The organism is Roseiflexus castenholzii DSM 13941 (genome assembly GCF_000017805.1).
Classification (GTDB): Bacteria; Chloroflexota; Chloroflexia; order Chloroflexales; family Roseiflexaceae; genus Roseiflexus; species Roseiflexus castenholzii.
Genome location: NC_009767.1, coordinates 2,531,782 through 2,558,255 on the forward strand (window position 1 = coordinate 2,531,782; position 26,474 = coordinate 2,558,255).

Annotated in this window: 16 protein-coding genes, 1 pseudogene and 1 CRISPR repeat array; of the genes and pseudogenes, 16 read left to right on the forward strand and 1 reads right to left on the reverse strand. The window is 61.0% G+C overall.

Translation table 11 applies throughout. The features are described 5' to 3' along the window. Positions 1 to 495 precede the first annotated feature (495 nt). The 14 genes from cas10 (at position 496) to RCAS_RS10200 (ending at position 22,117) form a co-directional block, all read left to right on the forward strand. On the forward strand, positions 496 to 2,736 hold the full coding sequence (gene cas10, locus RCAS_RS10145) for a type III-A CRISPR-associated protein Cas10/Csm1 (RefSeq protein ID WP_049768818.1): 2,241 nt from the start codon (positions 496 to 498) through the stop codon (positions 2,734 to 2,736). Beyond that, positions 2,733 to 3,215, forward strand: coding sequence for a type III-A CRISPR-associated protein Csm2 (gene csm2, locus RCAS_RS10150; protein WP_012120490.1), 483 nt, complete (start codon positions 2,733 to 2,735; stop codon positions 3,213 to 3,215). The genes cas10 and csm2 overlap by 4 nt, the downstream gene beginning before the upstream one ends. 15 nt (positions 3,216 to 3,230) lie before the next feature. Beyond that, the gene (csm3, locus tag RCAS_RS10155; protein ID WP_012120491.1) at positions 3,231 to 4,067 is read left to right on the forward strand and encodes a type III-A CRISPR-associated RAMP protein Csm3; all 837 of its coding nucleotides are present in this window, start codon (positions 3,231 to 3,233) and stop codon (positions 4,065 to 4,067) included. A gap of 12 nt (positions 4,068 to 4,079) precedes the next feature. Next, a complete protein-coding gene (gene csm4, locus RCAS_RS10160) occupies positions 4,080 to 5,222 on the forward strand; it encodes a type III-A CRISPR-associated RAMP protein Csm4 (protein ID WP_012120492.1) in 1,143 nt (380 codons plus the stop codon). After that, positions 5,222 to 6,652 (forward strand): type III-A CRISPR-associated RAMP protein Csm5, encoded by a 1,431-nt coding sequence (csm5, locus tag RCAS_RS10165; protein WP_012120493.1) that lies wholly within the window; start codon positions 5,222 to 5,224, stop codon positions 6,650 to 6,652. The genes csm4 and csm5 overlap by 1 nt, the downstream gene beginning before the upstream one ends. 293 nt (positions 6,653 to 6,945) lie before the next feature. Then, positions 6,946 to 8,412: a hypothetical protein gene (locus RCAS_RS10170; protein ID WP_012120494.1), complete on the forward strand. Its 1,467-nt coding sequence runs from the start codon at positions 6,946 to 6,948 to the stop codon at positions 8,410 to 8,412. After that, positions 8,409 to 8,552, forward strand: coding sequence for a hypothetical protein (locus RCAS_RS25125; RefSeq protein ID WP_157042609.1), 144 nt, complete (start codon positions 8,409 to 8,411; stop codon positions 8,550 to 8,552). The genes RCAS_RS10170 and RCAS_RS25125 overlap by 4 nt, the downstream gene beginning before the upstream one ends. Before the next feature lie 526 nt (positions 8,553 to 9,078). Continuing rightward, the gene (locus tag RCAS_RS25620) at positions 9,079 to 9,465 is read left to right on the forward strand and encodes a hypothetical protein (RefSeq protein WP_198136028.1); all 387 of its coding nucleotides are present in this window, start codon (positions 9,079 to 9,081) and stop codon (positions 9,463 to 9,465) included. A gap of 286 nt (positions 9,466 to 9,751) precedes the next feature. Then, the gene (cas6, locus tag RCAS_RS10175; protein ID WP_012120495.1) at positions 9,752 to 10,615 is read left to right on the forward strand and encodes a CRISPR system precrRNA processing endoribonuclease RAMP protein Cas6; all 864 of its coding nucleotides are present in this window, start codon (positions 9,752 to 9,754) and stop codon (positions 10,613 to 10,615) included. Between the two features lie 255 nt (positions 10,616 to 10,870). Beyond that, the gene (gene cas1 / locus RCAS_RS10180) at positions 10,871 to 11,890 is read left to right on the forward strand and encodes a CRISPR-associated endonuclease Cas1 (protein WP_012120496.1); all 1,020 of its coding nucleotides are present in this window, start codon (positions 10,871 to 10,873) and stop codon (positions 11,888 to 11,890) included. A gap of 10 nt (positions 11,891 to 11,900) precedes the next feature. Further along, positions 11,901 to 12,182 (forward strand): CRISPR-associated endonuclease Cas2, encoded by a 282-nt coding sequence (gene cas2, locus RCAS_RS10185; protein WP_012120497.1) that lies wholly within the window; start codon positions 11,901 to 11,903, stop codon positions 12,180 to 12,182. Between the two features lie 174 nt (positions 12,183 to 12,356). Beyond that, a CRISPR array of direct repeats spans positions 12,357 to 17,577; the repeat unit is 37 nt; unit sequence GTGGAAAAACCCCAAATCCCCGCCAGGGGATTGAAAC. Between the two features lie 1,039 nt (positions 17,578 to 18,616). After that, entirely contained in the window at positions 18,617 to 19,627 is a 1,011-nt protein-coding gene (locus RCAS_RS10190) for a hypothetical protein (protein WP_157042611.1), read from the forward strand. 699 nt (positions 19,628 to 20,326) lie between these two features. Then, entirely contained in the window at positions 20,327 to 20,959 is a 633-nt protein-coding gene (locus tag RCAS_RS10195; protein WP_012120499.1) for an orotate phosphoribosyltransferase, read from the forward strand. A 33-nt stretch (positions 20,960 to 20,992) separates the two neighbouring features. Then, on the forward strand, positions 20,993 to 22,117 hold the full coding sequence (locus tag RCAS_RS10200; protein ID WP_012120500.1) for a glycosyltransferase: 1,125 nt from the start codon (positions 20,993 to 20,995) through the stop codon (positions 22,115 to 22,117). Positions 22,118 to 22,551: 434 nt separating this feature from the next. On the opposite strand, the gene RCAS_RS10205 is transcribed toward RCAS_RS10200, so the two are convergent. Beyond that, entirely contained in the window at positions 22,552 to 22,758 is a 207-nt protein-coding gene (locus tag RCAS_RS10205) for a hypothetical protein (protein ID WP_041330577.1), read from the reverse strand. 104 nt (positions 22,759 to 22,862) lie between these two features. Between RCAS_RS10205 and RCAS_RS10210 the strand changes: the two genes are divergently transcribed. Both RCAS_RS10210 and RCAS_RS25950 read left to right on the forward strand, forming a co-directional pair. Next, a complete protein-coding gene (locus tag RCAS_RS10210; RefSeq protein WP_012120502.1) occupies positions 22,863 to 24,035 on the forward strand; it encodes an iron-containing alcohol dehydrogenase in 1,173 nt (390 codons plus the stop codon). Between the two features lie 825 nt (positions 24,036 to 24,860). Further along, positions 24,861 to 26,396: pseudogene (locus RCAS_RS25950) on the forward strand (DUF2079 domain-containing protein). Positions 26,397 to 26,474: the final 78 nt, after the last annotated feature.

Consider the following 26,474-nt stretch of genomic DNA (forward strand, 5'->3'; position numbering starts at 1 on the left):
TTTATCTCGCATTGGTGGCGAGGCGAGAGGGGCGAGGCGAGAGGGGCGAGGCGAGAGGCGAGAGGCGAGAGGCGAGCGGGGCCCGACAATGGCGTAGCGCGAGATTTATCTCGCATTGGTGGCGAGGCGAGAGGGGCGAGGCGAGAAGGGCGAGGTGAGAGGCGAGAGGCGAGCGGGGCCCGACAATGGCGTAGCGCGAGATTTATCTCGCATTGGTGGCGAGGCGAGAGGGGCGAGGCGAGAGGGGCGAGGCGAGAGGCGAGAGGGGAGGGGTGAGAGGGGCGAGGCGAGAGGGGAGGGGTGAGAGGGGCGAGGCGAGAGGGGCGAGGCGAGACATTCTCGTTCTTCGCCTATTCGTTGAAAATTCGTCAACGAAATTGACTCCAAATTGTTCATTTTCTTACACATTTGTGCAATATACTTTAATCAGACGCGAGTCGTTGCGGATGTCTTATGGCGATTGTGCAGTGACATCACATCACAGTGGGAGGTGGTATGCACGAACTTGCGCATCGCGCAGCGCTCGAGGCGCTGCGCTTCTGGGTGGCGGCGGCGAACAGGGAACATGCGCCCGCAGCGCCGGACGCTGCGTGTGATGTGGTGGATCGCGCTGCGCGGTTCGTCTGTGGCGGCGATGCTCCGCCGTGCCTTGATCTGACACGACCGCTCGCAACGGTCTTTGGGAGTCTTCAAGGGGCGTCGGCGGCATATGTGCGCCGCGCGCCGCTGGCGCTGACCGATGACATCCTCTTCCCGTCGACGGACGCGCGCGTTGACACGGCAGCCACCGACCGGCTGCGCGCGGCGTTGCGCGCAGCCGACAATCAGAGCGCGCACCTGCCGCTCGCGCCACGCATCGAGGCGCTCTTCTTCGCGTTTCAGCGGTTCGCCTGGTGTCTCCCTTCGCCCCTTGCCGGCGTGTCGCTGTACGACGCGGCGCGTATCCACGCAGCCGTCGCGGCGGCGCTGACCGCCGATTCCGGTCTGCTCCTCGTTGGCGGTGATGTGTCCGGGGTGCAGGAGTTTATCTACTCGATCAGCGCTGCCGGTGCGACCCGCCAGCTGCGCGGGCGGTCATTCTATCTCCAATTGCTGACCGAGGCATGCGCGCACTATGTGTTGCACCAGGCGGGGATGCCGTTCTGTAATCTGTTGTACGCCGGCGGCGGTCGCTTTTATGTGCTGCTTCCTGCGTCGTTCGAGTCGCGTCTTGGCGAATGGCGGCGCGCCATCGGCAGACTGCTCCTTGATGCGCACGGCGGCGCGCTCTACCTGGCAATCGGCGGAGTGCGCTTCGCGCCGCATGACTATAGCGAATCCACCTGGCAGGAGTTGACGCGCCGAATCGACGACGTGAAACGTCGCCGTTTTGCCGACCTCGATGATGCGACGTTCGCCCGGTTGTTCGAGCCGACGCAGCCGGAGCCGCCGCCGGACGTTGAAGAGCAATCCGCCGAACCGCTCGACGCCATGGGCGAGTCGCTCGCAGACCTGGGGCGGCAACTGGCGCGTGTGGCGCTGCTGTCGGTCGAGCCGGTGGAACCGCGCGCCGTCTCCTTTGATCGCGGCAAAGCGGGCTGGAACGACGTGCTGCGCGTGCTCGGCTTGAACGTCGAGCTGCTCGACCATCTGTGTGCTTATCGCGTTGACCACTCCCGGCGTCGGCGGGTGCTGCTGATCGATGACCGTGATCCGCAGTCTATCGCCCTCGGACCACAGGACGTCGTCGGGACGCGCTACACGGTCGCAGTGGCGCAACTGGCGACGGATCGCGATGTTGCGCAGTATCAGGCGCTCGAACGCGATGCTGGCGATGAGCAGACGTTGCGCGTCGGCGATGTCAAGCCGTTCAATCTGCTGGCGGAACAGAGCATCGGCGCGCGGCGGATGGGCGTGCTGCGCATGGATGTGGACGATCTCGGCGATCTGTTTGGGCGACGCCTGAGTCGCCCGTCGGGTCTGGCGGGTCTGGCTGTGACGGCAGCGCTCAGCACAACGTTGAGCCGCTACTTCGAGGGATGGGTCGGTGAACTGTGTCGCCGCGCCAATGATGATGGCGGCGCCGGCGGGGTATATGCCGTCTACAGCGGCGGCGACGATCTCTTCCTGGTGGGATCGTGGCATCGGATGCCACGCCTGGCGCAGCAGATTCGCAACGATTTTGCGCGCTACGTCTTGGGGCGCGCGCCCAATGCCGGCGAGACGCTGCCGATCACGCTGTCGGGCGGGATCACGCTGCACGCGGCGCGCTATCCGCTCTACCAGGCTGCCGATGATGCTGCTGAAGCGCTCGATGCCGCGAAACGCCATGCGCGTCCCGACCGGCACGCCAAGGATGCGGTGACTTTCCTGGGACGCACTCTGGGCTGGGAGCATTTCGGCGAAGCGGCGGACCTGTGCGCTGCCCTCGTCGATCTGGTGCAGGCGCAGGGTGTGCCGCGCAGCCTGCTGATGGTCATTCAAACGCTCGACGCGCGCTTTCGGCAGGAGCAGCGCCGCAACCGCAGTGGCGCCGCGCAGTTCGCCTATGGTCCGTGGGTATGGCAGGGGGCATACCAGTTGACGCGCGTTGCCGAACGATCACCAAACGGGGTCAAAGCGCAGATTGAGCGCCTGCGCGACCGGATCGTCGGCAATGAAGGCGTGCCGCAACGGTTCATCGAGCGGGCGGGACTCGCTGCGCGCTGGGCACAGTTACTGGTTCGTGAACGCAGCAATGCAAAGGAGGAACGATGAGCAATCCACGGAGCGAACAACGACTCACGGGCGACCAGCTGGCGCAGGAACTGGCGCCGCAGGAGACGCTTAAGCGGATCATTACCGAAGACACGACGGAGTCGATCCAGGCATTGACGGCAACTGCTGAGCGGATTGGCAGCCGTCTCGCGCGTGATGTCACCACGTCGCAGATCCGCAACATCTTCGGCACGGTGCGCGCAATTGAGCAGGACGTCAAAACCATTGATGATGACAGACCATTGCCGCTCCCCGTGCAGCGCGAGTTGCAGATGCTGCGCCCCAAACTCGCCTATCAGTATGGGCGCGTCCAGGGGCGCGACGATGATCCGGGCAAGGCGGCAATGGGCGCTCTGACGAAGATTCTGTCGGACTCCATCGGTCTCGTGGGCGCGGATACCCGTCGCTTCCGCAATTTCGTCGATTTTTTCGAGGCTATTCTTGCCTACCATCGTCGCTACGGCGGTCGCACCAACTGATAATGAAGGAGTGTTATGATGACGGAACGATTCGTCACCCTCCACGGGCGCATCTTTCTGCGCGCCGACATCGAACTGCTCACCGGCTTGCACATCGGCGGCGCGGCTGCCGGGCTGGAAATCGGCGGGCTGGATAAGCCGGTGATCCGCAACCCGCGCACGAATGAGCCATACATCCCCGGCTCTTCGCTCAAAGGCAAACTACGGTCACTCATGGAAAAGGCGCATGGCGCGCCACAAACGTTTCGAGTCAATGAAGGAGTGTTCGTCCACGCGCCCGAAAGCATCGCACAGTACCGTCAGTACCAGATGATCGGCGGCGTGTTCGGCGTGTTGCCGCGCTGGGGTCCGAACGGGAATCGCAACGCCTTCACCGTGCCGGCGCCAACGCGCCTGGCGGTGCGCGACGTGCCGCTGCGCGCCGAGTCGCGTGAGGAATTGAAGCGCCTGCGCACCGACCTGCCGTTTACCGAAATCAAGTGGGAAGCCGCCATCGACCGGGTTACATCCGCTGCTGCGCCGCGTCAGATCGAGCGCGTGCCCGCCGGTGCGGTCTTCGGTCCGGCGGAACTGGTCTATAGCGTGTATGTGGGGAAGGAGGAAACACCGACCGGTGTCGCTGCGCTGTTCGATACGGTCATTGAGGCGCTGCTGCACCTGGAAGACGATTACCTTGGCGGCATGGGGTCGCGCGGCAACGGGCAGGTGCGCCTGAAGAATCTGCACATCAGCGCGCGGCGCGTCCGCAACGGGCAGTATGGCGACGAAATGCAGTTCGATAGCCAACCGGCGTCGCTGAAAGAACTCGACCGCGCGGCGCTGAAGACGTGGCTGGAGAAGACCTTCGCGTAGCGGGGTGATTCGATGAACGATCTGACTGTCTACGCTCTGGTTCCGCCGCCGGATCGACGGACACTCTGTTTTCACTTTGGTCGTCAGGGGATTGGTCTGGAGGAAACCGGCGAAACCTTTCCGTCCGACTCGTTGTTTGCCGCGCTGGTGGCGCAGGCAGCGACGCTCGACAACGCCGATCTCGATGCGGAGGGTATTCCGGCGTTTGCGCGCCCTTTTCGCAATGGCAATCCGCCGTTGTTCCACAGTTCGCTCTTTCCGCGCCTCGGCGATCTGCCGCTGCTGCCGCGCCCGGCGTTGCCCCTCGTGACGCCGGACGACGACATACGTATGCGGATCGGCAAGCGGTTCAAGCGCCTGAAGTATCTGTCGCCTGCGCTGTTCGCCGATGTGTGCGCCGGTCGCCCGATTGCCGACGCGCCGCTTATGCTCCAGGACGGGAAGGTCTGGATAACAGCAGCGGAAGCGCGGACGCTGACCGTCGATCCCTGGCGACGCCAGGCGAACGAGAGCGACGAGGCGTGGAAGCGGCGGCTGGAAACGACGCCAATCTGGTCGATTGTCAGCGAGCCGTACGTGACCGTTGATCGGGTCAGTTGCGCCTCGGCGTACTATGAGGTCGGGCGGGTGACTTTTGCGCCGGGCGCGGGTCTGGCGCTGTTGGTGCGCTTTGTCGATCCGGCGTGGCGCTTGCGCTTTGAACAGTTGCTCGACCTGCTGGGGCACAGTGGGCTTGGTGGTCGGCGCGCCAGCAGCGGCGCATTCGACTGGCAGCCTGGCAAGGCACTGGATGTCACATGGGGCGCGGCAGGGGGACGCGCGGTGCTCCTCTCGCGCTATCTTCCGGCGCAGCACGAGATTGCTGCCTTGCGCAGTGATCGCGCAGCGTATCAACTGGTCAACATCGGTGGATGGTTGTTCAGCCCAGGACACCTGCCGCAACGCCGGCAACGGGTGCGCATGGTCGCCGAGGGGTCAGTGCTCGATGTGCGCGCCGCCAATCCGCGCGGTCAGGTGGTTGATGTGCGCCCTGATTATCGCAAAAGCAAAAACCCGCATCCCGCGCTCGGCAAGAATGTCGGCACGCCGCACCCCGTCTACCGTAGCGGACTGGCGCTGACGGCGCCGATCCCCGATTGGAAGGAGGAGTCCTGATGGCATTGGTGCGCAACCAGGTCGTTTCCCTGACCGTCACTACCATCACGCCGCTCCACATCGGCACAGGCGACCGGCTGGCGGCAAACCTGGATTACTATGTGGACGGCGACGCCACGCTGGTGATCAATGCTGACGCTGCGCTCGAATTGGTGGTCGAAACCTGGCAGCAGCGCCGCGTGCCGTATGAGGAGCAACTGCGGCGCTTCAACGCAGAACTGGCGCAGGAAGAAGAACGCATCCGCCGGGCGGACGAGCGTCTGCGTCGTCAGATTGAGCAGTTCGAGGAGAGTCCGCCGCGGCGCAAGGACGAGTATGAACGTCAGGCGAACCGTTTTCGTGAGGAGGCGCAGCGTCTGAAGGAACGCAAGCAGCGCCTGGCGGAGCACAGCGCGAATCCGCCGCAGCCGGACGATACCGGCGATCTGTTGCCGCCGGAATTGATCGCCGGCAGCACGTTCGACCAACTGGTTGATGGCGGGTTGTTGCCACGCGACCGGTTGCGTGAACGCGCAACGGTCAACGGGCGTCCGCTGGTGCGCTATGCGCTGAACGGACGCCCGGCGTCCGGCGAGGTCTACGAGCAGATTAAGGATGTCGCCGACCGACTCTATCTGCCGGGGTCGTCGCTCAAAGGCGCAATCCGCAGCGCGCTGGCGTGGGACATGGCGCACAGTCCGGCGGTCGCGGCGCTTCAACATGCGGTGAAGGGGGGGCCGAAAAACGCTGATGACGCCATCGAACAGGAGGTGTTTCTCGGCACGCTGCGAACGCAACGCCGTATCAACAACACGGTGCGTGACGTGCTGCGCGCGCTCCGCATCGGTGACAGCGCGCCGGTCGCAGTTGCGCCCGATCTGCTGGCGGTGCGCATCTACCGCAGCCGGTCGGCGCAGGGATTGATTGCGCTCGAAGCCATCCCCGTCGATGTCGAGTTTCGCGCAGCGCTTCAGATCGAACAGTATCCGTTCGAGAGCGGGGTCGCGCGCGCCGTGATCGACTTCGGCGATTGGCAGCGCCGGTTGCAGCCGGATGAACTTGCGGCAGCGTGCCGACGGCGCGCCGGGCGCCTGATCGACGGCGAACTCGCATATTTCAACCGCCAGACCGACGCCGCCGAACTGGTCCGCTTCTATGCCGATCTGCGCGCGCGCCTGGAAAGGATGGATGCGCGCGCGTTTCTGTTGCCCATCGGCTGGGGCGCCGGTTGGCGCTCCAAGACCCTCGACGACCGGTTGCGCCAGGGGACGGATCGTGACAATGCGTTTGCGCAAATCGTTCAACGTCACACCCTCAAAAAGCACAAATCCGCCGGTTTTCGCCCCGGCGACGCTTTCCCGGAGACGCGCAAAGTCATCATGCGCGGCGCATTACCCTGGCGACCGCTTGGGTGGGTCGAGGCGCGCTTCGATCTGAACGGTGAACGTTGAATACCAATGACCGGTGACCATCCGGCATGGTCACCCCGAGCAGCGCGAGGGGGCGTGCGCGACCCGCGCCGATTCCGCGCTGCGCGCGGTCAGATTCCTCGCTGCGCTCGGAATGACAAGTCGCTGCGCTCGGAATGACAAGTCGCTGCGCTCGGAATGACACGAAGGCGGCATCTTCAATCGTCATTGGTAGTTGCCGAAAGCCCACGCACAAAAGTCTTTCGGCGAAACAAATGACACGAAGGCGGCATCTTCAATCGTCATTGGTAGAATATCGAACGCTGGAGGTCGTTATGCATCTCCTGGTTCTGGCAAACATCGGCAACAGCGACCTGATCGCAGACAGCAGGCGGCTTCAGCGTCCGCGTGCGGACGGCGAGGCGGCATGGCAGACATTCGAGCGGCATACATTTGAGACGCCGATCATCGAACCGTGCGTTCGCTGGATCATCGGCAGGAATGGGCGGATTGACCGCCTGATCCTGTTCTATACCGATCAACCGGCAACGCCGGAGACGCTGAAACCGGATCGGTCCGGCATGTCGCTGCGCGACAAAGATACGCTCTGGTATGCGCGCATTATCGAGCGCCTGTTGCGCGAGCGATTCGGCGACCGGATTGGACATCTTGAGTGTCAGGCGATTCGACGCATTGATGGCCGCAACATCAATCCCAGCATATACGACGAAGCCTTCGACGCCTATGCCGGTCTGGTCGCACCGCTGGTGGACGCGCAGACGACATGCTACGTCTTGATGGCGGGCGGCATCCCGGCGTGTAATACGGCGTTGCAACTGAATGCCATCAGCGCCTTCGGTGACCGCTGCCGCGTGGTGTACCAGCCGGAAGGCGGGCAACCTTACGACTTGCGCGTCGGTGATCAGGTGCTGAACGTCTTCCGTCGCGCAACCGCCATTGATGCGCTCGAACGCCTCGACTTCGCCACGGCGCTCCCCCTGGTGCGTCAGGTTGCCGATGGCGCTGTGGCTGCGCTGGTGGCATATGCCCACTATCGCGAATGCTTCGACTTTGAGCGCGCGCAGACGACGCTCAGCCACGGCATTCGTCAGGCGAGCGGCGAACTGCGCTCCTTTCTCGCCAACCTCGAACACGATCTTGACCCGCTCATGCTCCGTTCCGACATAGACGCATTGCTGCGCGAACTTGTCGCCAATGCGACCATCACCTTTCGCAACGGGCGCTACGCCGATTTTCTGGGGCGCCTCTTCCGCTTCCAGGAAGCCGCGCTGCGCTTTATCATCGAAACGAAACTCGGCTTGCCGACCGATATGAGCAAAGAGCGCAAAGCAACCAACCTGCCGGAGTACAGGCAACGCATCGATGCCGACCCCGGCCTGAAAGCCTGGCTCGACGCGCGCACAATTGACGGAACGCCGCTGCGCTACGACACCCCCAACATCCCAACGCTTCAGGCGATGCTCGACTATCTCATCGATCCCGCGAGCGTTAAGCCCGATGGTGCGCCGTATCTGCCCAAGGACGAGCGCGGACGTCTCACCGGCGTCAAGCAACGGCTGGACAAAATTACGTCTTTGTCGCAATTGCGCAACCAAAGCGTGATTGCGCACGGATTTGCGGGCGTTTCGCGTGAGCGGTTGGCGGAGGTGTACGGCGGCGACCCGGATGCCCTGATCGCCGACCTGCGCGAGATTGTGAAGCTGCTGGGGTTGTCGGCGCAGGAGTCGCCATTCGAGCAGATTGCCGGCATTGCTATCGAGCAGTTGCGCCATCTGACGTGACGCATGGGCACACCGTCGCGTTCGGCAGGAACCGCAGCGATGAAGCCGTTGCCGATCTGCGCCACACGTCGCAGACGCCTGCACCCTCGTCGTTGGGCGACCGCCTGGCGAGTCGCCGGACGCGACGATCAATCGGTTGATCGACATCTTGCTGCGCGCGGTGAAACAGCCGCAGCGCGGGCGAAACGACGCCCAATTGCCGCACCTTAACAACTGCATCGCACCTACCGTCGCTATCGTCGGAGCATCGTCGTGGGAGCCAGCCGCGTCCGTTGCCGTGTGGACTACGAGGGGGCGGACCGCGCGTCCCGCTGTCATTGCGAGCCGCCGCAGGCGGCGAAGCAATCCGCGCGTCCCGCTGTCATTGCGAGCCGCCGCAGGCGGCGAAGCAATCCGCGCGTCCCGCTGTCATTGCGAGCCGCCGCAGGCGGCGAAGCAATCCGCGCGTCCCGCTGTCATTGCGAGCCGCCGCAGGCGGCGAAGCAATCCCCTCGTCCCGCATCCCAACGAGTTCCAGGGCGGACAATACGCACGCACGTAGTGTTGCCCTCACCCCCTGCCCCGCTCCCGCACGCGGGAGCGGGGGGAGTGGCGCCACACGCGGGAGCGGGGGAGTGGCGCCATACGCGGGAGCGAGGGGAGCAGTCCGCCCTTAAACGAGGGAGGGTGCTGCCCCTGTCATTGCGCGACCGGCGCAGCCGGTCGAAGCAATCCGCGCGTCCCGCTGTCATTGCGCGACCGGCGCAGCCGGTCGAAGCAATCCTCTCGTCCCGCACCCGGTTCGACGCTCAACAGCGCCACTCTTCCACCCTCAAGGCGCCCCCCTATACCGGTGTCGAAATGCTGTGGTACAACGTCTCTTCGCAAAATCCCCTTTGGGGGCTTGATAAGGATACGTCAATGCCTGTATCGCTCATCTTTACCATTCGCCCGCTGGCGGCTGCGGAAAAACCGGCATCGCTCGGATTACCTGTGACCATCCGGCATGGTCAACCCGAGCAGCGCGAGGGGTCGTGCGCAACCCGCTTAGATTCCTCGCTGCGCTCGGAATGACACGCCGCTGCGCTCGGAATGACACGCCGCTGCGCTCGGAATGACACGCCGCTGCGCTCGGAATGACACGCCGCTGCGCTCGGAATGACACGCCGCTGCGCTCGGAATGACACGCCGCTGCGCTCGGAATGACACGCCGCTGCGCTCGGAATGACACGCCGCTGCGCTCGGAATGACACGCCGCTGCGCTCGGAATGACACGCATGCGGCATCTTCAATCATCATTGGTATTATGGCGCAACGTCTCTTCGGAAAATCCCCTTCGGGGGCTTGAAAGGATACGTCAATGCCTGTATCGCTCATCTTCACCATTCGCCCGCTGGCGGCTGCGGAAAAACCGGCATCACTCGGACGCGCAGCGCACGCCGCCATTCTGCGCCTGATCGGGGACAGTGATCCGGCGCTTGCGACCCGGCTCCACGACGACGATGGACCCAAACCGTTGACCGTCTCGAATGTCATCGGTCTGGAAGCGCGCCAGCATATGGCGCGCGTCTATCCCGATCGTCGGTATCGGCTGCGGGTAACGTTATTGACCCCGGCGCTCGAAGCGATTGCCGCCGCCTGGCGGCCCGCTGCGCTGGCGCCGCTCGACCTCGACGGGCTGCTCTGGCGCATCGAGCAGATTACCGACAACCCTGGCGACGATCCCTGGGCAGGGCGCGCCGCATATGAGGAATTGGCGACGGCGCTCCTCGCTCGCCACGCCACATCCGCGCGCTGGACCTTCGAGTTTGCAACGCCGGTCACCTTCCGGCAGCGCGGTCTCAACCAGCCGCTGCCATTGCCGGCGCTGACCTTCGGCAGCCTTCTCGAACGCTGGAACGCCTTTGCGCCCATTGCCCTGCCCGATGAGACGCGCCGATTTGCCGAAGAGTGCATCGCCGTAAGCCGCTTCGAACTGCGATCACGCTCCGATCCGACGAAGGGTGGGGCGCCGCAGATCGGCGCCATCGGTCGTGTGACCTATGCCGCCGTCAACCGCGACCGGTACTGGCTGGCGTGTATCGACGCGCTGGCGCACTTCACACTGTTCAGCGGTATCGGCGCCGGCGTCGCTCGCGGCTATGGGCAGGCGCGCCTGCTGGACGACGATCACACCGGCGCGCGTCCACACACCACCGGGCAGCCGGATGGGTTGTCCGCATAAACGACATCTTTGCTGCCGGGTGCAGGGTCTCGATTGTTGTGCAACCGTAGTACTCTGGCGCCACGAATTGACCCAACTTTCGGCATACAATCTCGCCGGGTGGGAGTGCGTCCGTTGCGGAAGCAAGGCGCGCCCCTCGTCGCGTGTTGGCATACCACACCCGCGCAGGAGAAGCGTCATGGCAACATCGCGTGCATGGCGGGTTGACCTGGCAGACCTCCCACACACATACCACACCCGCGCAGGAGAAGCGTCATGGACACCCTCTACGTGACCGAACAGGGCAGCGAGATCGGCTGCGACGGTGAACGGTTGGCAGTGCGGCGCGACAACGCCATCATCGCCAGCATACCGCTGATCAAGATCGAGGACATCGTCATTATCGGCAACGTCGGACTGAGCACCCCCGCCATCAAGCGCATGCTCGACAACGGCATCAACGTCACGTTTCTGACGGTACACGGGCGCTATCAGGGGCGATTGGTCGGCAGCGTCAGCGCCCATGCCGCGCTGCGCGCCGCACAATATCGGCGCGCCGACGACCGCGCCTGGTCGCTGCGCCTGGCGCAGCGGTTCGTCGAAGGCAAACTGCGCAACTGCCGCGCCCTGCTGCGCCGTTTTGCGCGCAACCGCGCCGACGCGCCAGCGGAAGCCGGGCAAGCCGCCGACGACCTCGACCGCTTCATTGATCGCGTGCCGCGCACCACCACCCTCAACGCACTTATGGGAGTGGAAGGCAGCGCCACTGCGCGCTACTTCGCCGGCGTCCGCGCCCTGATCGGAGCGGAATGGCGCTTCGAGGCGCGCATCCGGCGTCCACCGCCGGATCGTGTGAACGCCCTGCTCTCGTTTGGCTACACCCTGCTGGTTCACAAAATGCTCGGCGCCGTTGAAGCAGCCGGCTTCGACCCGTATCTCGGCTACCTCCACCACATCGACTACGGACGACCATCACTGGCGCTCGACCTGATCGAAGAGTTCCGCCCTATCCTGGTCGACTCGCTAGTAATCCGTTGTTGCAACGACGGGCGCATCGCGTTCGACGACTTCACCGAAACGCCGGATGGCGACTATCCGGTCTTGCTGAGTGATGACGGCAAACGGCGCTTTGTCGCCGCATTCGAGGAACGCATGCGCACTGAAGCCACCCATCCCGACGGCGCCGACGGACGACCGGGGAAAGTCAGTTACCTGCGCTGTCTGGCGCTTCAGGCGCGGCGTCTGGCGCGAGCGGTGCAGGGAGGAGCGGACTACGAACCGTTTGCTGTGCGATAAAGGAGCGCCCATGCTGTACGTAATCGCTTACGACATTCCGGACGACGCGCGACGCCTGAAACTGGCGAACGTACTCGAAGGATTCGGGCAGCGCGTGCAGCGCAGCGTCTTCGAGTGCGACCTGACCGAGCGCGAATACCGCGCACTGATAAAAAAAGTCGAGCGCGTCGTTAACCTAAACGAAGGGGACAGCGTGCGCATCTACCGATTGTGCGGCGCATGCGTAGCGAACGTCGACGTCAGAGGAGAAGGACCGCCGGTGGAAAAGAGCGTTGACATCTATATCGTCTGACGCACCGGCGCGGCGCAACGGAGGCCCGATTGCCGCGCCACCTCATCAGGATGCCATGAAAGACTGTCGAATGACACCGGTTGCGCCCAAAATGCCTGACACATTTCTCCCGAAATCGGGCGACCGCGCACACCGCCTTGTGTGTCTCGTTCTGATGCGGTATAATCATCGAGGGTGGAAAAACCCCAAATCCCCGCCAGGGGATTGAAACCGCGCCAACTGATCGCGAATATCCGCTGCGGTGCCGATTTCGTGGAAAAACCCCAAATCCCCGCCAGGGGATTGAAACTTGCTTGCGCTGTCGGTCATCGAGAGCGCGCCGCTTGCGGGTGGAAAAACCCCAAATCCCCGCCAGGGGATTGAAACTTATCCAGACCATCAATGCTACGACGAGCAATGTTGCCGTGGAAAAACCCCAAATCCCCGCCAGGGGATTGAAACGTCAATCAACTGCTGCGTTATCGTTATCATCGCTCTAAGTGGAAAAACCCCAAATCCCCGCCAGGGGATTGAAACAAAGAAACAAACGAAGAGCCGCCGAAATGGAGAGGGAGGTGGTGGAAAAACCCCAAATCCCCGCCAGGGGATTGAAACGTGAGAATTTCCATCTCCTCCTCTGTCAGCAGCGCGCGCAGTGGAAAAACCCCAAATCCCCGCCAGGGGATTGAAACCTCTCCATATTCGCTCCTTTGTTAATGTACCCGGCGTGGAAAAACCCCAAATCCCCGCCAGGGGATTGAAACGTAGTAATAGTCGCCGTAGCCACCGAGTTGTCTATAGAACGACGTGGAAAAACCCCAAATCCCCGCCAGGGGATTGAAACCTCCTCCGATAAGAGGAATGTACAGCGAGGTGGCGGAGTGGAAAAACCCCAAATCCCCGCCAGGGGATTGAAACGGTTCACAATCGGCTCGATCTTACCAATCTCCCTCGGTGGAAAAACCCCAAATCCCCGCCAGGGGATTGAAACTTTCCCCCCCCCTATATTTCAGCCTCTTTGGAGGCTAGGGGTGGAAAAACCCCAAATCCCCGCCAGGGGATTGAAACTTTCGTGCCGCTTCCGCTTGCGGCGATCACAACAGCGCGAGTGGAAAAACCCCAAATCCCCGCCAGGGGATTGAAACGAAACGCTGCGGGCCTCAATGCCGGATTGTCCGCCCAGTGGTGGAAAAACCCCAAATCCCCGCCAGGGGATTGAAACACATGAACCCCATCGTCTCGATTGACAAGACCGACCGGTGGAAAAACCCCAAATCCCCGCCAGGGGATTGAAACACTATTCTGTCCTCTCGGACAAATGTGGTGGAAAAAGTGGAAAAACCCCAAATCCCCGCCAGGGGATTGAAACAAGGGGACCAAGTAAATGATCCGCTATCGTGCTCAAAACGTGGAAAAACCCCAAATCCCCGCCAGGGGATTGAAACTCAACTCGAAAGTTGAGCGTGAACGCGATAAGAAATGCCGGTGGAAAACCCCCAAATCCCCGCCAGGGGATTGAAACGGGCTGTACGCGGATATCTTCCCCGATCTCTCGCCCAGAGAGGTGGAAAAACCCCAAATCCCCGCCAGGGGATTGAAACTACCATATCGCTACGGTAATTAAAGGTGAGCGCCACCGATCTAAGTGGAAAAACCCCAAATCCCCGCCAGGGGATTGAAACCCGCTATAAGCGCGAGATCCACCTCCTGAAACGAGGGGTGGAAAAACCCCAAATCCCCGCCAGGGGATTGAAACAATCGAGTAAACCGTGGAATAGTCTGTTTTTAATTCGGAGTGGAAAAACCCCAAATCCCCGCCAGGGGATTGAAACCATTTGTTGCGCTAGTCGATTGTTTCGAGAAGTTCAATGTGGAAAAACCCCAAATCCCCGCCAGGGGATTGAAACTCAACAGCAGCGTGGCTGTTGCTGTTAACCCAGGCTGGCGACTGTGTGGAAAAACCCCAAATCCCCGCCAGGGGATTGAAACGGGCTTGACCTCGTCGGTCAAGCTCCAGCCTTTGGTGGCGGTGGAAAAACCCCAAATCCCCGCCAGGGGATTGAAACTCGTGTTCTCGACGCAGGGGATCGAGGGGGTGGAACAACGTGGAAAAACCCCAAATCCCCGCCAGGGGATTGAAACGATAAGGTAGGTAAAATATTCCTCCTTTCCGAGGAAAGTGGAAAAACCCCAAATCCCCGCCAGGGGATTGAAACCTCGGTTTCTGCGGTTGAGATGGCGCGGGCGGCATGTGGAAAAACCCCAAATCCCCGCCAGGGGATTGAAACTGGAGAAAACCACCTGCGGGTTTTCTCTAATCTGGTGGGCGAGGTGGAAAAACCCCAAATCCCCGCCAGGGGATTGAAACCGCCCGCCGTCTGCCGCGCCTTCAGCGGGCGCGGCGCGGGAGCGGGTGGAAAAACCCCAAATCCCCGCCAGGGGATTGAAACTTGGCGTTCGGGAGCATGATCGTCTTGGCGGAGGCATGGGTGGAAAAACCCCAAATCCCCGCCAGGGGATTGAAACCCGGATTGACCTAAGCCTGGTCGAGTAGGAACTCCCTCAAGTGGAAAAACCCCAAATCCCCGCCAGGGGATTGAAACACGGACGCGCATGGCAAATTGCCAAAACGCAACCAGGTGGAAAAACCCCAAATCCCCGCCAGGGGATTGAAACTCAAAGACCCATATAATCATTCCCCTCTGTGTCTGTGGAAAAACCCCAAATCCCCGCCAGGGGATTGAAACTACCAGATCGGGTAAAACCGGTTCTGGTACCGAATTTCTAGTGGTGGAAAAACCCCAAATCCCCGCCAGGGGATTGAAACCGGGCGCAAACTCGCCGCTGTGCAACTGATAACGATACTGTGGAAAAACCCCAAATCCCCGCCAGGGGATTGAAACGTTCGCCGTCGATTTCGCTCACGCACAGGCGGGCGACGACGTGGAAAAACCCCAAATCCCCGCCAGGGGATTGAAACGCAAATCATCGACGAGTCTGGAAATGATGTGACATCTCTGGTGGAAAAACCCCAAATCCCCGCCAGGGGATTGAAACTAAATACGCGATTGCGTATTACTGGAATGGGGAACTTTTGTGGAAAAACCCCAAATCCCCGCCAGGGGATTGAAACCTTACATTCCCAGCGGTGTACGTCGAGCATTTTGGGTGGAAAAACCCCAAATCCCCGCCAGGGGATTGAAACATGTCGGCGTGGCGGCGCTGTACCGCACTGCGCCGGAGGGTGGAAAAACCCCAAATCCCCGCCAGGGGATTGAAACTTTCGTCAAGACCTCCATTTCCTCCTCTGTCAGCAGCGCCCGGTGGAAAAACCCCAAATCCCCGCCAGGGGATTGAAACTCGCCTCCCGCAAGCTCCTCCTCGAATCCCCACGAAAACGTGGAAAAACCCCAAATCCCCGCCAGGGGATTGAAACTTTGTTCGAGATACGGCGGATAGATACGCTGATAAGTTAAAGTGGAAAAACCCCAAATCCCCGCCAGGGGATTGAAACGTACAAACCCCCCCACCCCGACGCCTAAAAGCAAGTTCAGTGCGTGGAAAAACCCCAAATCCCCGCCAGGGGATTGAAACACAACGCACCTTCATGCTCCAAGAGCATGTAATCGCGTGGAAAAACCCCAAATCCCCGCCAGGGGATTGAAACCGTATTTGCGCCTTCGACCACAGAAACTGCTATATAAGCAGGTGGAAAAACCCCAAATCCCCGCCAGGGGATTGAAACGAAGAACACAAAAACATATTAGAAAAATTAAAACGAGGTGGAAAAACCCCAAATCCCCGCCAGGGGATTGAAACGGCAATGTTGATGTCCAACCAGACATAGTTTCTGGCGCTGTGGAAAAACCCCAAATCCCCGCCAGGGGATTGAAACTTGATAAGACTGACCGTTACGCGAGCCTTCATGATTGTGGAAAAACCCCAAATCCCCGCCAGGGGATTGAAACTCAAGTATCATTGATCACCACCTTCATAAGAGCGATGAAGTGGAAAAACCCCAAATCCCCGCCAGGGGATTGAAACCGACATCCACGCCCGCAGGAAACGCCACCCGCGCCATCTCGGTGGAAAAACCCCAAATCCCCGCCAGGGGATTGAAACGTTAATAAACGCGCATTGTCGACCAAGCGACTACGGCAGTGGAAAAACCCCAAATCCCCGCCAGGGGATTGAAACCGAAGCCACTCTCGCGCAGGCGCGCGCGGCGGCGTATGGTGGAAAAACCCCAAATCCCCGCCAGGGGATTGAAACCTCCTCGCTGTTCGGGTCACGAAGCAATCGCCGCATCTTCGTGGAAAAACCCCAAATCCCCGCCAGGGGATTGAAACGCCAAGTTAGCCGCCGGTCTCGTATCGACCGCCCATTGTTGTGGAAAAACCCCAAATCCCCGCCAGGGGATTGAAACTACAGCCTAATCAGGCTGTACGCGACGATCTCATAAGGTGGAAAAACCCCAAATCCCCGCCAGGGGATTGAAACCCAAGGAAACTCACAATTGCTTAATCTTAGAAACAGTGGAAAAACCCCAAATCCCCGCCAGGGGATTGAAACATTGAAAATGCGCCGGCTGGCATCGTCACGGTGCTAAAGTGGAAAAACCCCAAATCCCCGCCAGGGGATTGAAACTAAGGGTGTACGCGGCGATTTCGTAGGTAAGCCAAACAAGTGGAAAAACCCCAAATCCCCGCCAGGGGATTGAAACAACGGCGGACATATCCGCCGAAATTGAAGAGGCGATGAAGTGGAAAAACCCCAAATCCCCGCCAGGGGATTGAAACTTGAGCGAGTTTTTCGGTGTGAAACGCTACCTCAGGGTGGAAAAACCCCAAATCCCCGCCAGGGGATTGAAACGTAAATTATTACTGACGCAACAAAAGCATTGTTTACAAAAAGTGGAAAAACCCCAAATCCCCGCCAGGGGATTGAAACAGAAAACCCCCGAATGACCAACCGAACCTGCACACCGTACGTGGAAAAACCCCAAATCCCCGCCAGGGGATTGAAACGCGTTCTCGATGCCTTCGATGCTTTCGGGTGGTGTCTCGCTGGTGGAAAAACCCCAAATCCCCGCCAGGGGATTGAAACTCGTCTCGCGCCGCCTCCACTGCGCGCTCCGCGTCAATAATCGCGTGGAAAAACCCCAAATCCCCGCCAGGGGATTGAAACGTACAGGAACGCGTGTACGCTTATCCCGTGAACTCAGTGGAAAAACCCCAAATCCCCGCCAGGGGATTGAAACCGCAACCGCCGCGCGATATGCGACGCCTCGGTCCACGTAAAGTGGAAAAACCCCAAATCCCCGCCAGGGGATTGAAACCCCCGTGCGGGCTGCGAAATACATCGCCCGCGCTCGTTCGAGTGGAAAAACCCCAAATCCCCGCCAGGGGATTGGCGTACGGGCAGGTCTGAGACCTGCCCGCGCCAGGGGATCGGGGTGGGGGCGGGTCTCAGACCCGCCCCCTACCGTGGAATTCGCTCATTGTTCACAGGTTCCGCCGTGCCGGTGGAAAAACCCCAAATCCCCGCCAGGGGATCGGCGTACGGGCAGGTCTGAGACCTGCCCGCGCCAGGGGATCGGGGTGGGGGCGGGTCTCAGACCCGCCCCCTACCACACACATGTGCGTATGTGGAGCAGGCGGGTCGGGCGGGGATCGGGGTGGGGGCGGGTCTCAGACCCGCCCCCTACCGTGGAATTCGCTCATTGTTCACAGGTTCCGCCGTGCCGGTGGAAAAACCCCAAATCCCCGCCAGGGGATCGGCGTACGGGCAGGTCTGAGACCTGCCCGCGCCAGGGGATCGGGGTGGGGGCGGGTCTCAGACCCGCCCCCTACCACACACATGTGCGTATGTGGAGCAGGCGGGTCGGGCGGGGATCGGGGTGGGGGCGGGTCTCAGCCCCGCCCCCTACCGTGGAATTTGCTCATTGTTCACAGGTTCCGCCGTGCCGGTGGAAAAACCCCAAATCCCCGCCAGGGGATTGAAACTTTTGCATCGTCCGGCAGGGTTCTTTCCAAATGAACTCGAAACATTGTCGTTCTTCAATGCTATACTATCAACGAGCGACCTCACGCGTGATCGCTCTCGCACCCGTCACATTCATGCCCCATGCGTCCAGGTTAATGACTATGAGAAGACAAGCCGTCATCCGTACTAAACCAGATCGCGCGCTCTGCGCTCGACGCGCGTTCCCGCTCATTGCCGCGCGGATGCTCACCCGTCGTCCGCACCTCGTGCATGCCCCGAAGCGATGGGCGCGCCTTGCGCAAGCGGCGGCGCACGACCCCGACAGCGCCGCGTTGGTGTTGGCGCGCGCCCATGATCGCGTATGGCGCACGCTTCCGCATGCCGTCATCGCCGATCTTGCGCGCAGCGCAGCGCGGACGCCGGAAACGGCGACGGCGGCGCTTAAGGACGCGCCGGAACCGGTCTGGCGGATGCTGTCCGTTGACGATATCCGCGCCGTAATCCAAAGCGTCGTCGGTCACGACGTCGGGGCGATTGCGGCGTTGTGTCACGCGTCGTCATCCGTACAGGCGGCGCTGACGCCCGACGTGCTGCGCGCGCTGGCGCACCGCGTGACGAGCGACCCCTTCAGCGCCGCGCGCGTGCTGTGTGATGCGCCGATGTCCGTGTGGAAGGCGCTTGACGCTGAATCCATCCGCATGATGGCGCATGCGGTTGCGAGCCGCTACGACTGCGCCATCATGGTGGCCATGTCGACATCGTCCGCGATCTGGAAGGTTCTGGATGACGACGCCATTCGTTCCCTCGCTCGCGGCATCCTCCCGTTGTGCGATGACGCCATGCTGGGGGTGTCTCTGATGGGCTCCAGCGTTCCGGCGCTATGGACCAAACTGACCGCCGAAGAGGCGCACCCCTTTGTCCAGGCGACGGCGCGTGATATGTTCCTGGCGACAGAAATGCTGATCACCGCGCCGGATGATTTCTTAACCACGCTGTTCGCCGACGACCTTCGCGCTTTGGTGATGTCGTCCGCTCAGCACAGCATCACGGCTGCGCACACGTTGCTCGGCGTCCGCAACGCCGTCTGGGCGTCGCTGGATGGACAGACAAAAGACAGCCTCATCCACGCCGCTTTGCGCGATCCTGGCGCCTTCGTCGACGTACTCCAAACCATGAGCGCGACCCCATTGCTCTCCTGGAAGCCGGAAATCTTTCTGTGGCTGAACGATGCCGCTCCAGAGCGCTGGACCGCCGTGCTTCCCGTTCTGCCCGATGAGACGCTGTACGAGGCGCTGATGGCTATGTCGAATGATGTTTTGCAGCGCCGGGACACGCGCGATACGTTGATGACCATCGCTCGTCGCGACGGCGCCGACGTCATTCGGCGCGCCTTGAGAGCGCGAGCCCGCCGTCTCGTTCCCACGAGCATCCTTCCGCCATCGACTGAAGACAAGCGGACGAAGGGTGACCGGCGCGGGTAAAGGAAACGACGATGCGCCGTGTTCCGCTCCACTGGTCGCCATCGTGTCACCGAGCGTCTCACGCGTGTCCGGTTTTGCGCTGCATCCTGCTCGTCGCAGTGATCCAGGCATGCGCATCCGTCTCCGCATGCGCCGCACCCCGCGCGTTGCAGCGATGCGGGCATGTACATCCGTCCCTGCATGCGCTGCGCATAACGATTCGTCCCAGGCACGCAATGACCGATGCACGGTCGCTGCCACGCCGGAGACTGCGTCGTATTGCAGGCGAGATCGCAGATGGCGGCGAGAGAACGGACGATATGGGTCGTGAGCGCCTGCGCCCTGTAATTTATCCGCTCCGTAGCCGGGCAGGGGGACGGGGTAAGGTGTTGAACGTTTCACAACGCATGCGCAGAGCTCAGACCTGCCCGCTCTTGAGCCGGGCAGGGGGACCCCTCCAATGCCCGCCAGGGGATCGGCGTGCGGGCGGGTCTGAGACCTGCCCGCGCCAGGGGATCGGCGTATGGGCAGGTCTGAGACCTGCCCACGCCAGGGGATAGGCGTACGGGCGGATCTGAGACCTGCCCGCCCTTGATGCCGGGCAGGGGGGCACGCGGGGGGCAGGAGGGCGTCAGCGGGGGCGCGTACCCGTCACAGGTGGGCGCGTCTGTGGTATGATACCCCGGCATTAAGTGCGCCACGTCGTTGCGAGGGTTGTTCATGACCACTGATATCGCATATGAGATAGCCGCCACGCTTCTGGAGGCGGGCGCTCTGCTGATTCGCCCGCGCGAACCGTTCATCTTCGCTTCCGGGTTGCGCTCACCGATCTACTGCGATAACCGTATGTTGCTGGGTGATGTCGCGGCGCGGCGGATTGTGACGCGCGGCTTCGCTGCACAGTGCGCCGATGCGCAGGTTGTCGCCGGACCGGCCACCGGTGGCATTGCATGGGCTGCGTGGGTCGCTGAGGCGCTCAGTATCCCGATGGCATATGTGCGCAGCGGCGCTAAAGGGCATGGACGTGGACGGCAGGTGGAGGGAGCGACAGTCAGAGATCGGCGCGTGGCGCTGCTTGAAGATACGGTCAGCACCGGCGAGAGTGCGCTTCAGGCGGCAGACGCTCTACGCGCCGAGGGCGCGCTGGTGACGCATTGCGTCTGCATTTTTACCTGGGGATGGGCTGACACAGAGGCGCGGTTTGCCGCAGCGCACCTTCATCTCGTGCCGCTGGCAACGCTTCCCGCCGTGCTCGATGTGGCGCAGCGCACCGGGCGCCTGACGCCAGAGGCGCGCGCGCTGGTCGAGTCATGGGCTGCCAATCCGCGCGCGTGGATGCCGCCAGAAGCGTAGCACTGCCAGAGACGCGCGTGAAATGAACTCGCTATGAGCCGCACATCTATCGTGCCGACGCTGTCGGATCACTGCTCCACCCCTCATCTTTCCGTCGTCTGGCAGTCGCGCTGGGGCATCCCCATCGGATACGCTGTCTCTTCCGAGGCGCTGGCGCTCGCACTGGCTGCGCGCGGCGTCGAGTTGTCGTACCGCCCGACGCCGTGGCATATGCCGGGAACAATCCGCTACCCGGCGCTGCTGGCTGCCGCAGCGCGCGCGCCGCGCGACGACGTGCCGCAGGTCAGCTACGACCAGGCAGACCTGTTCTACACCCGTCACGCGGGGTACAAAATCGGTTACACCATGCTGGAAGTCGATGGACTGCCGCGTGAGTGGGTCGCGGCGTGCAATGCCATGGACGAGGTCTGGACGCCAAGCCGCTGGGGTGCGACGGTCTTTGCCAATGCCGGAGTGACGCGCCCGATCTATGTCATGCCGCTGGGGTATGATCCGGTGTGTTTTCGACCGGATGGACCGGCGCGCCGGATTGCGGAACGCTTCACGTTTCTCTCGGTCTTTGAGTGGGGCGAACGCAAAGCGCCGGACATCCTGCTGCGCGCCTATGCAGCGTCGTTCACGCGACGCGATGACGTGGCGCTGCTGTTGCGGGTGAACAATTTTGACGCAGAGGTCGATGTTGCGCGACAGATCGCCGCGCTGCGCCTTCCCGCCGATGCTCCGCCGATTGCCCTGCTCTACAACCGTTACATCAGCGACGAGAGCCTGGGAGCGCTCTACCGCAGCGCCGATTGTTTTGTGCTGCCGACGCGCGGTGAAGGATGGGGGCTGCCGATCCTCGAAGCGATGGCGTGTGGGTTGCCGGTGATTGCCACCGACTGGAGCGGGCAAACCGAATTCTTCCACGGCGGAGTCGGGTACCCGGTGCGGGTGCGGCGGCTGGTTGCCGCCGACGCCAAATGCCCCTACTACCTGGGCTGGCGCTGGGCGGAGCCGGACATCGAGCACCTGATCGCGCTGATGCGCCATGTGTACGAGCATCCCAACGAAGCGCGGGTGGTTGGCGCGCGCGCGGCGCAAGAAGCGGCAACGCGCTGGACGTGGGCGCACGCAGCGGAGCGGATTCACAGGCGGTTAATGGATGCGACTGATGGGTAAATCAGGGGAGAGTCAGGAATGCTAGCGCACTCCTGAAGCGACGCTCGATGGCTTCAAGGGCAGCCTGTACCACGCCGTATCCGACTGCATCACAAGCACTTCATCCGGGATCATATCAGGCGCATATCCAATGCCGCTCACTGGATACACTTCCAGGTGCGTGATCAAGAGCGACAAAGGGGCATAGACCGGCGCGCATCGGGGACTTCCGCTTTTATCAAGAAGGGTGTGGTTCCAGCCATATATGCGCTGTCATCCTGGAGGATCGCAGCGAGGCACAGCGGTATACCACTGTGATTTGACGACTCGACCGTATGTGTCGTCCATGGAAAAGCGACGCGCTGCGCGTTCCGTCCGGGGTGGGTACGCCGTCGAACGACACAATGCCCGGCAAGGCATCCACGGATGCCCGCAGTGCGGCGTCTGGCGCGCGCTCACGAGAGACGTTCGATACTGCGCTGTTCCTGCGCGTAAAAGCCGACCGGCGCAGGGTGGCGCGGCATGTCGCGAACGACGCCGCCGAGACCAGGACGAAGGGCACGATGCCGGAGGCAGACGATCAGGCACGGCAACAGGTTGAGCAACGCTGCTCCGCAGAATGATCGCACGAACGGGGACGGGGTTTGCAACGAGTGTGGCATGGCGCGTTTGTTAACATGTGGTTGACGCACTGTTCCATGTATATTACACTGTGCTGTGTCGAAGGGTCAACACGCAAGCGAAGCCTGACAGAAGGAGGCTGCTTATGATGCCGCCGCGAGAGTTTCTCATGCCTGCGCAGGTTCTGATCGGCTCAGGCGCTGCCGAGCAGGTAGGGGCGCAGTGTCAGAAGCGCGGTTGGAAGAAAGCCCTGATCGTGTCCGACAAGATCATGCTCAGTCTGGGGTTAGTCGGCAAGGTGGAGCAGTATCTTGCCGACAGCGGCATTGCCAGCGCCGTATATGCTGGTGTCAACACCGAACCGGTGGTGGAATATGTTCAGGAAGGGTTGCAGGTATACAAAGAAGGCAACTGCGATTTTGTCGTAGCGGTTGGCGGCGGCAGTCCCATCGATACCGCAAAAGCCATCGCGGTGTTGGTCACGAACCCCGGTTCAATTGAGCAGTACAAAGGGATCGGCAAAATCGGCGCTCCCGGCGTGCCGGTCGTCGCCATTCCCACCACTGCCGGCACCGGCAGCGAGGCGACGGTCTATACTGTCATCACCGACCAGAAGACCGATGTAAAAATGTTGATCGGAAGTCCTTACCTGATGCCGACGATCGCCATCGTTGATCCGATGCTGACCGTCTCTTCGCCGCAGAGTGTCACAGCGGCAACCGGCGTTGATGCGCTGGTGCATGCCATCGAGGCGTATGTGTCGGTGAAGCGCCAGCCGATGACCGATATCTTTTGCCTGTCGGCGATCCGGTTGATTGCGCAAAGCATTCGCCAGGCGTGGGCGAACGGCAACAATATGGAGGCGCGTGAACAGATGATGCTCGGCGCCTTTCAGGCAGGCGTGGCGTTCAGCAACTCATCGGTGGCGTTGGTGCATGGGATGTCGCGCCCCATCGGCGCGCACTTCCATATCGCGCACGGCGTATCGAACGCGGCATTGCTCGCAGTCGTCACCGAGTTCAGTCTGATCGGCGATCCGCTGCGATATGCGCAGATTGCCGAAGCCATGGGGGAGCCGGTTCAGGGGTTGTCCATGATGGAAGCCGCCGACCGCGTGGTCCATGCCATCCGTCGTCTGGTCAGCGACATCAAGATTCCCTCGCTAAGGCAACTGGGAGTCGAGCGTGAGCGCCTGATCGAACTGGCGCCGTCGATGGCGGATGCGGCGATTGATAGCGGAAGCCCGGCAAATAACCCGCGCAAGCCCACGCGTCAGGAAATCATCGATCTCTACGTCAAGGCGTATGACGAGGCGTAGGAGAGGCGCAGACGTTTGCGGGGATCGGGAACGCGGCGGGTCCAACCTCATACCGCCGCGTCTCAGTCCTATGACCTTATTGCTCAGTCAAAAACGATGCTCGATTTCTCCGCATTCGCATTGGCAAGTATCTGAATGAAACCCATATATGACCCGATTCAGGTGCGCCGGTATGTCATCAGTGGGATATTGATCGTCGCTACTTTTTTCTTGACCATCGCGGCGTTGCTCAAAGAGAGTGATGCCGCTTATCATTCGGCGATTCTGATAGATTTCTATCCGGTCGAACGGAACAATAGTGGCGAGTACCGGTTCACACAACCACGATCCCATATTTTCATTCCTCCTTTCGTAAGCGATGCGGTCGCGCTGTCATTTCGGACATACTCACCAGGTCCGCTGCCGGAACGGACACTGACCTTGCGATTGGATGAGCGAACATTCGTGTCGCTGGCATCCGGTCATTCAGTGCGGCGCCTTCTGCTTGTGCTCTCACCTGCGGGCGTCGGAGCAGGTCAGTTGTTGACGCTGGAAACCGCGCCTGCCGAGGCGCCTGGCGACTTGCGTCGGCTTGGCGTCTTCACCGCTAACATCGAACTCCAACCGCTGAATCCACACATCTATCAGCGTTTCGCCCTCGTTGTACTGGCTCCTGTGACAGCGTCGCTGCTCCTGCTGGTGATGCGCTGTGGGGTTCTGGCAAGCGCATGCAGTGCTGCTCTTGTTGCAGGAATGGTTCTATGGGGATGGACGATTGCGTGGGGGGCGACATTCGGGTTAGGCGTTATACTTGTGTTTGACAGAATGCTGAACTGCGGACGAGGCATGTTCTGGCTACGCCAGAGTATTGACCAATTGCTCTCCTGTCTGTCTCTTCCCGATATGGTGATTAGCACGCTGATACTCATATGGATCAGTACCGTTGGTTGGAGCAGCCTGGCAATCCATGAGCGCTATGCGACCGGCGCCTATGATCTTGGGCTTTTTGATCAATGGCTCTGGCTTATCAGTCGTGGTTTGACTCCATATAGCACAGGCATCGGTGTTCACTTATTGGGCGATCACGCCGCTGTGCTGTTGTATCCTCTGGCAACGTTGTATCTGTTTGTTCCAGATGTGCGCGCATTGCTGCTTGTTCAAGTGCTGGCGGTCGGTATGGGAGGATTGGCGCTTTATCGCATCGGTTCGACCCGTGGATCGTCGTGGATGGGCGCGCTCGTTGCCGGAGCATATCTGTTGCATCCATCCACACACAATATGGCGCTGTTTCATTTTCATCCAGATGCATTGGCCGCAGCGGCGCTGCTGATTGTGCTCTTGGGCATTGAGCGACGAAATGCCACAATGATGGCGGTTGCGGTTGTTGTGTGCGCGGCAAAGGAGAACTTTGCGCTCACGACGGCATTGCTGGGCGCCTGGCTCGTCATTCGTGGCGAACGACGCCTGGGAAGCGCTCTGTTCTTCGGTTCACTCGCGTGGTTCAGCATTGCCACATTCCTCATCTAGCCCATGTTCAATGGTCAATCCCAAAGCGTTTTTGCATCTCGCTTCGACCGCTATGGCGCAACTCCAGGTGATATTCTTCGGTCCATCTTTCTGCGACCGGATCGCGTTGTTCTTGACCTGTTTCATTCTGAAAATCTCCACTATCTGGCTCTGGTGCTGGCACCTCTCGGCATGCTGCCGTTGCTCAGTCCATTGCATGCCGCTCTGGCGTTGCCAGCCCTTACGTTGAATATGCTCAGCAACTACGATGCTCAGCGCTCACTGCTCTTCCATTATGATGCTCTCCCGGTCGCACTGGTGTCATATGCATGTCTCGACGCTGCTATCATGCTCCGGGGTTGGTGGAAGCCGCGTGTGGCGTTTGTCGTATGTGCGCTTTGCATTATATGCGGAGCATGCTGGACCGTTGCGGCGGTCCCATTGAGAATTCAGGATGCATTGTTTCCGGCGGTGCGCGACGTAGAATGGTCCTATGTTCGCCGTTATATCCTTACCTACATTCCGCGTGATGCGGCAGTCTCAGTTAGTCCTGCGCTCCATCCGCACCTGATGCATCGCACACAGGCGTTTGTGTTTCCCAATCCCTTCGTTCGTATTCACTACGTCAATCCCGCCGGAGCGCCGCAACCACCATCTATCGATTGGATTGTCCATGATTATTATGGTATGGGGCGGGCGACTGCCAACCGCGAGCGGGAATTGCTGAGCGATTTAGAGCGGCGCAAACTGTTTGTTCCTGTCATGCGAGTTGGCACTATCACGCTGATGAAACGCACCGACTCGTCTCTGCCGGCTTCCTGCTTTGGCGCCGGCTGGCAGAGTGTGGATTGTCTCTCTGCATACCAAAATCGATGACTATCTCCTTGTGGAGTAGCGCAGAACTGACAGACAGTGAATAATTGCTGCAATACAGTTTACAACCAGGGGAAATTG

What these genes read in the sequence shown, in the direction of transcription:
- RCAS_RS10170 (WP_012120494.1), top strand. Translation starts at nt 6,946, where the DNA reads ATGCATCTCCTGGTTCTGGCAAACATCGGCAACAGCGACCTGATCGCA.
- RCAS_RS10200 (WP_012120500.1), top strand. Translation starts at nt 20,993, where the DNA reads ATGAGCCGCACATCTATCGTGCCGACGCTGTCGGATCACTGCTCCACC.
- csm5 (WP_012120493.1), top strand. Translation starts at nt 5,222, where the DNA reads ATGGCATTGGTGCGCAACCAGGTCGTTTCCCTGACCGTCACTACCATC.
- csm4 (WP_012120492.1), top strand. Translation starts at nt 4,080, where the DNA reads ATGAACGATCTGACTGTCTACGCTCTGGTTCCGCCGCCGGATCGACGG.
- RCAS_RS10205 (WP_041330577.1), bottom strand. Translation starts at nt 22,758, where the DNA reads ATGCCACACTCGTTGCAAACCCCGTCCCCGTTCGTGCGATCATTCTGC.
- cas6 (WP_012120495.1), top strand. Translation starts at nt 9,752, where the DNA reads ATGCCTGTATCGCTCATCTTCACCATTCGCCCGCTGGCGGCTGCGGAA.
- cas10 (WP_049768818.1), top strand. Translation starts at nt 496, where the DNA reads ATGCACGAACTTGCGCATCGCGCAGCGCTCGAGGCGCTGCGCTTCTGG.
- cas1 (WP_012120496.1), top strand. Translation starts at nt 10,871, where the DNA reads ATGGACACCCTCTACGTGACCGAACAGGGCAGCGAGATCGGCTGCGAC.
- RCAS_RS10190 (WP_157042611.1), top strand. Translation starts at nt 18,617, where the DNA reads ATGCTGTCCGTTGACGATATCCGCGCCGTAATCCAAAGCGTCGTCGGT.
- csm3 (WP_012120491.1), top strand. Translation starts at nt 3,231, where the DNA reads ATGATGACGGAACGATTCGTCACCCTCCACGGGCGCATCTTTCTGCGC.
- RCAS_RS10210 (WP_012120502.1), top strand. Translation starts at nt 22,863, where the DNA reads ATGATGCCGCCGCGAGAGTTTCTCATGCCTGCGCAGGTTCTGATCGGC.
- RCAS_RS10195 (WP_012120499.1), top strand. Translation starts at nt 20,327, where the DNA reads ATGACCACTGATATCGCATATGAGATAGCCGCCACGCTTCTGGAGGCG.
- csm2 (WP_012120490.1), top strand. Translation starts at nt 2,733, where the DNA reads ATGAGCAATCCACGGAGCGAACAACGACTCACGGGCGACCAGCTGGCG.
- cas2 (WP_012120497.1), top strand. Translation starts at nt 11,901, where the DNA reads ATGCTGTACGTAATCGCTTACGACATTCCGGACGACGCGCGACGCCTG.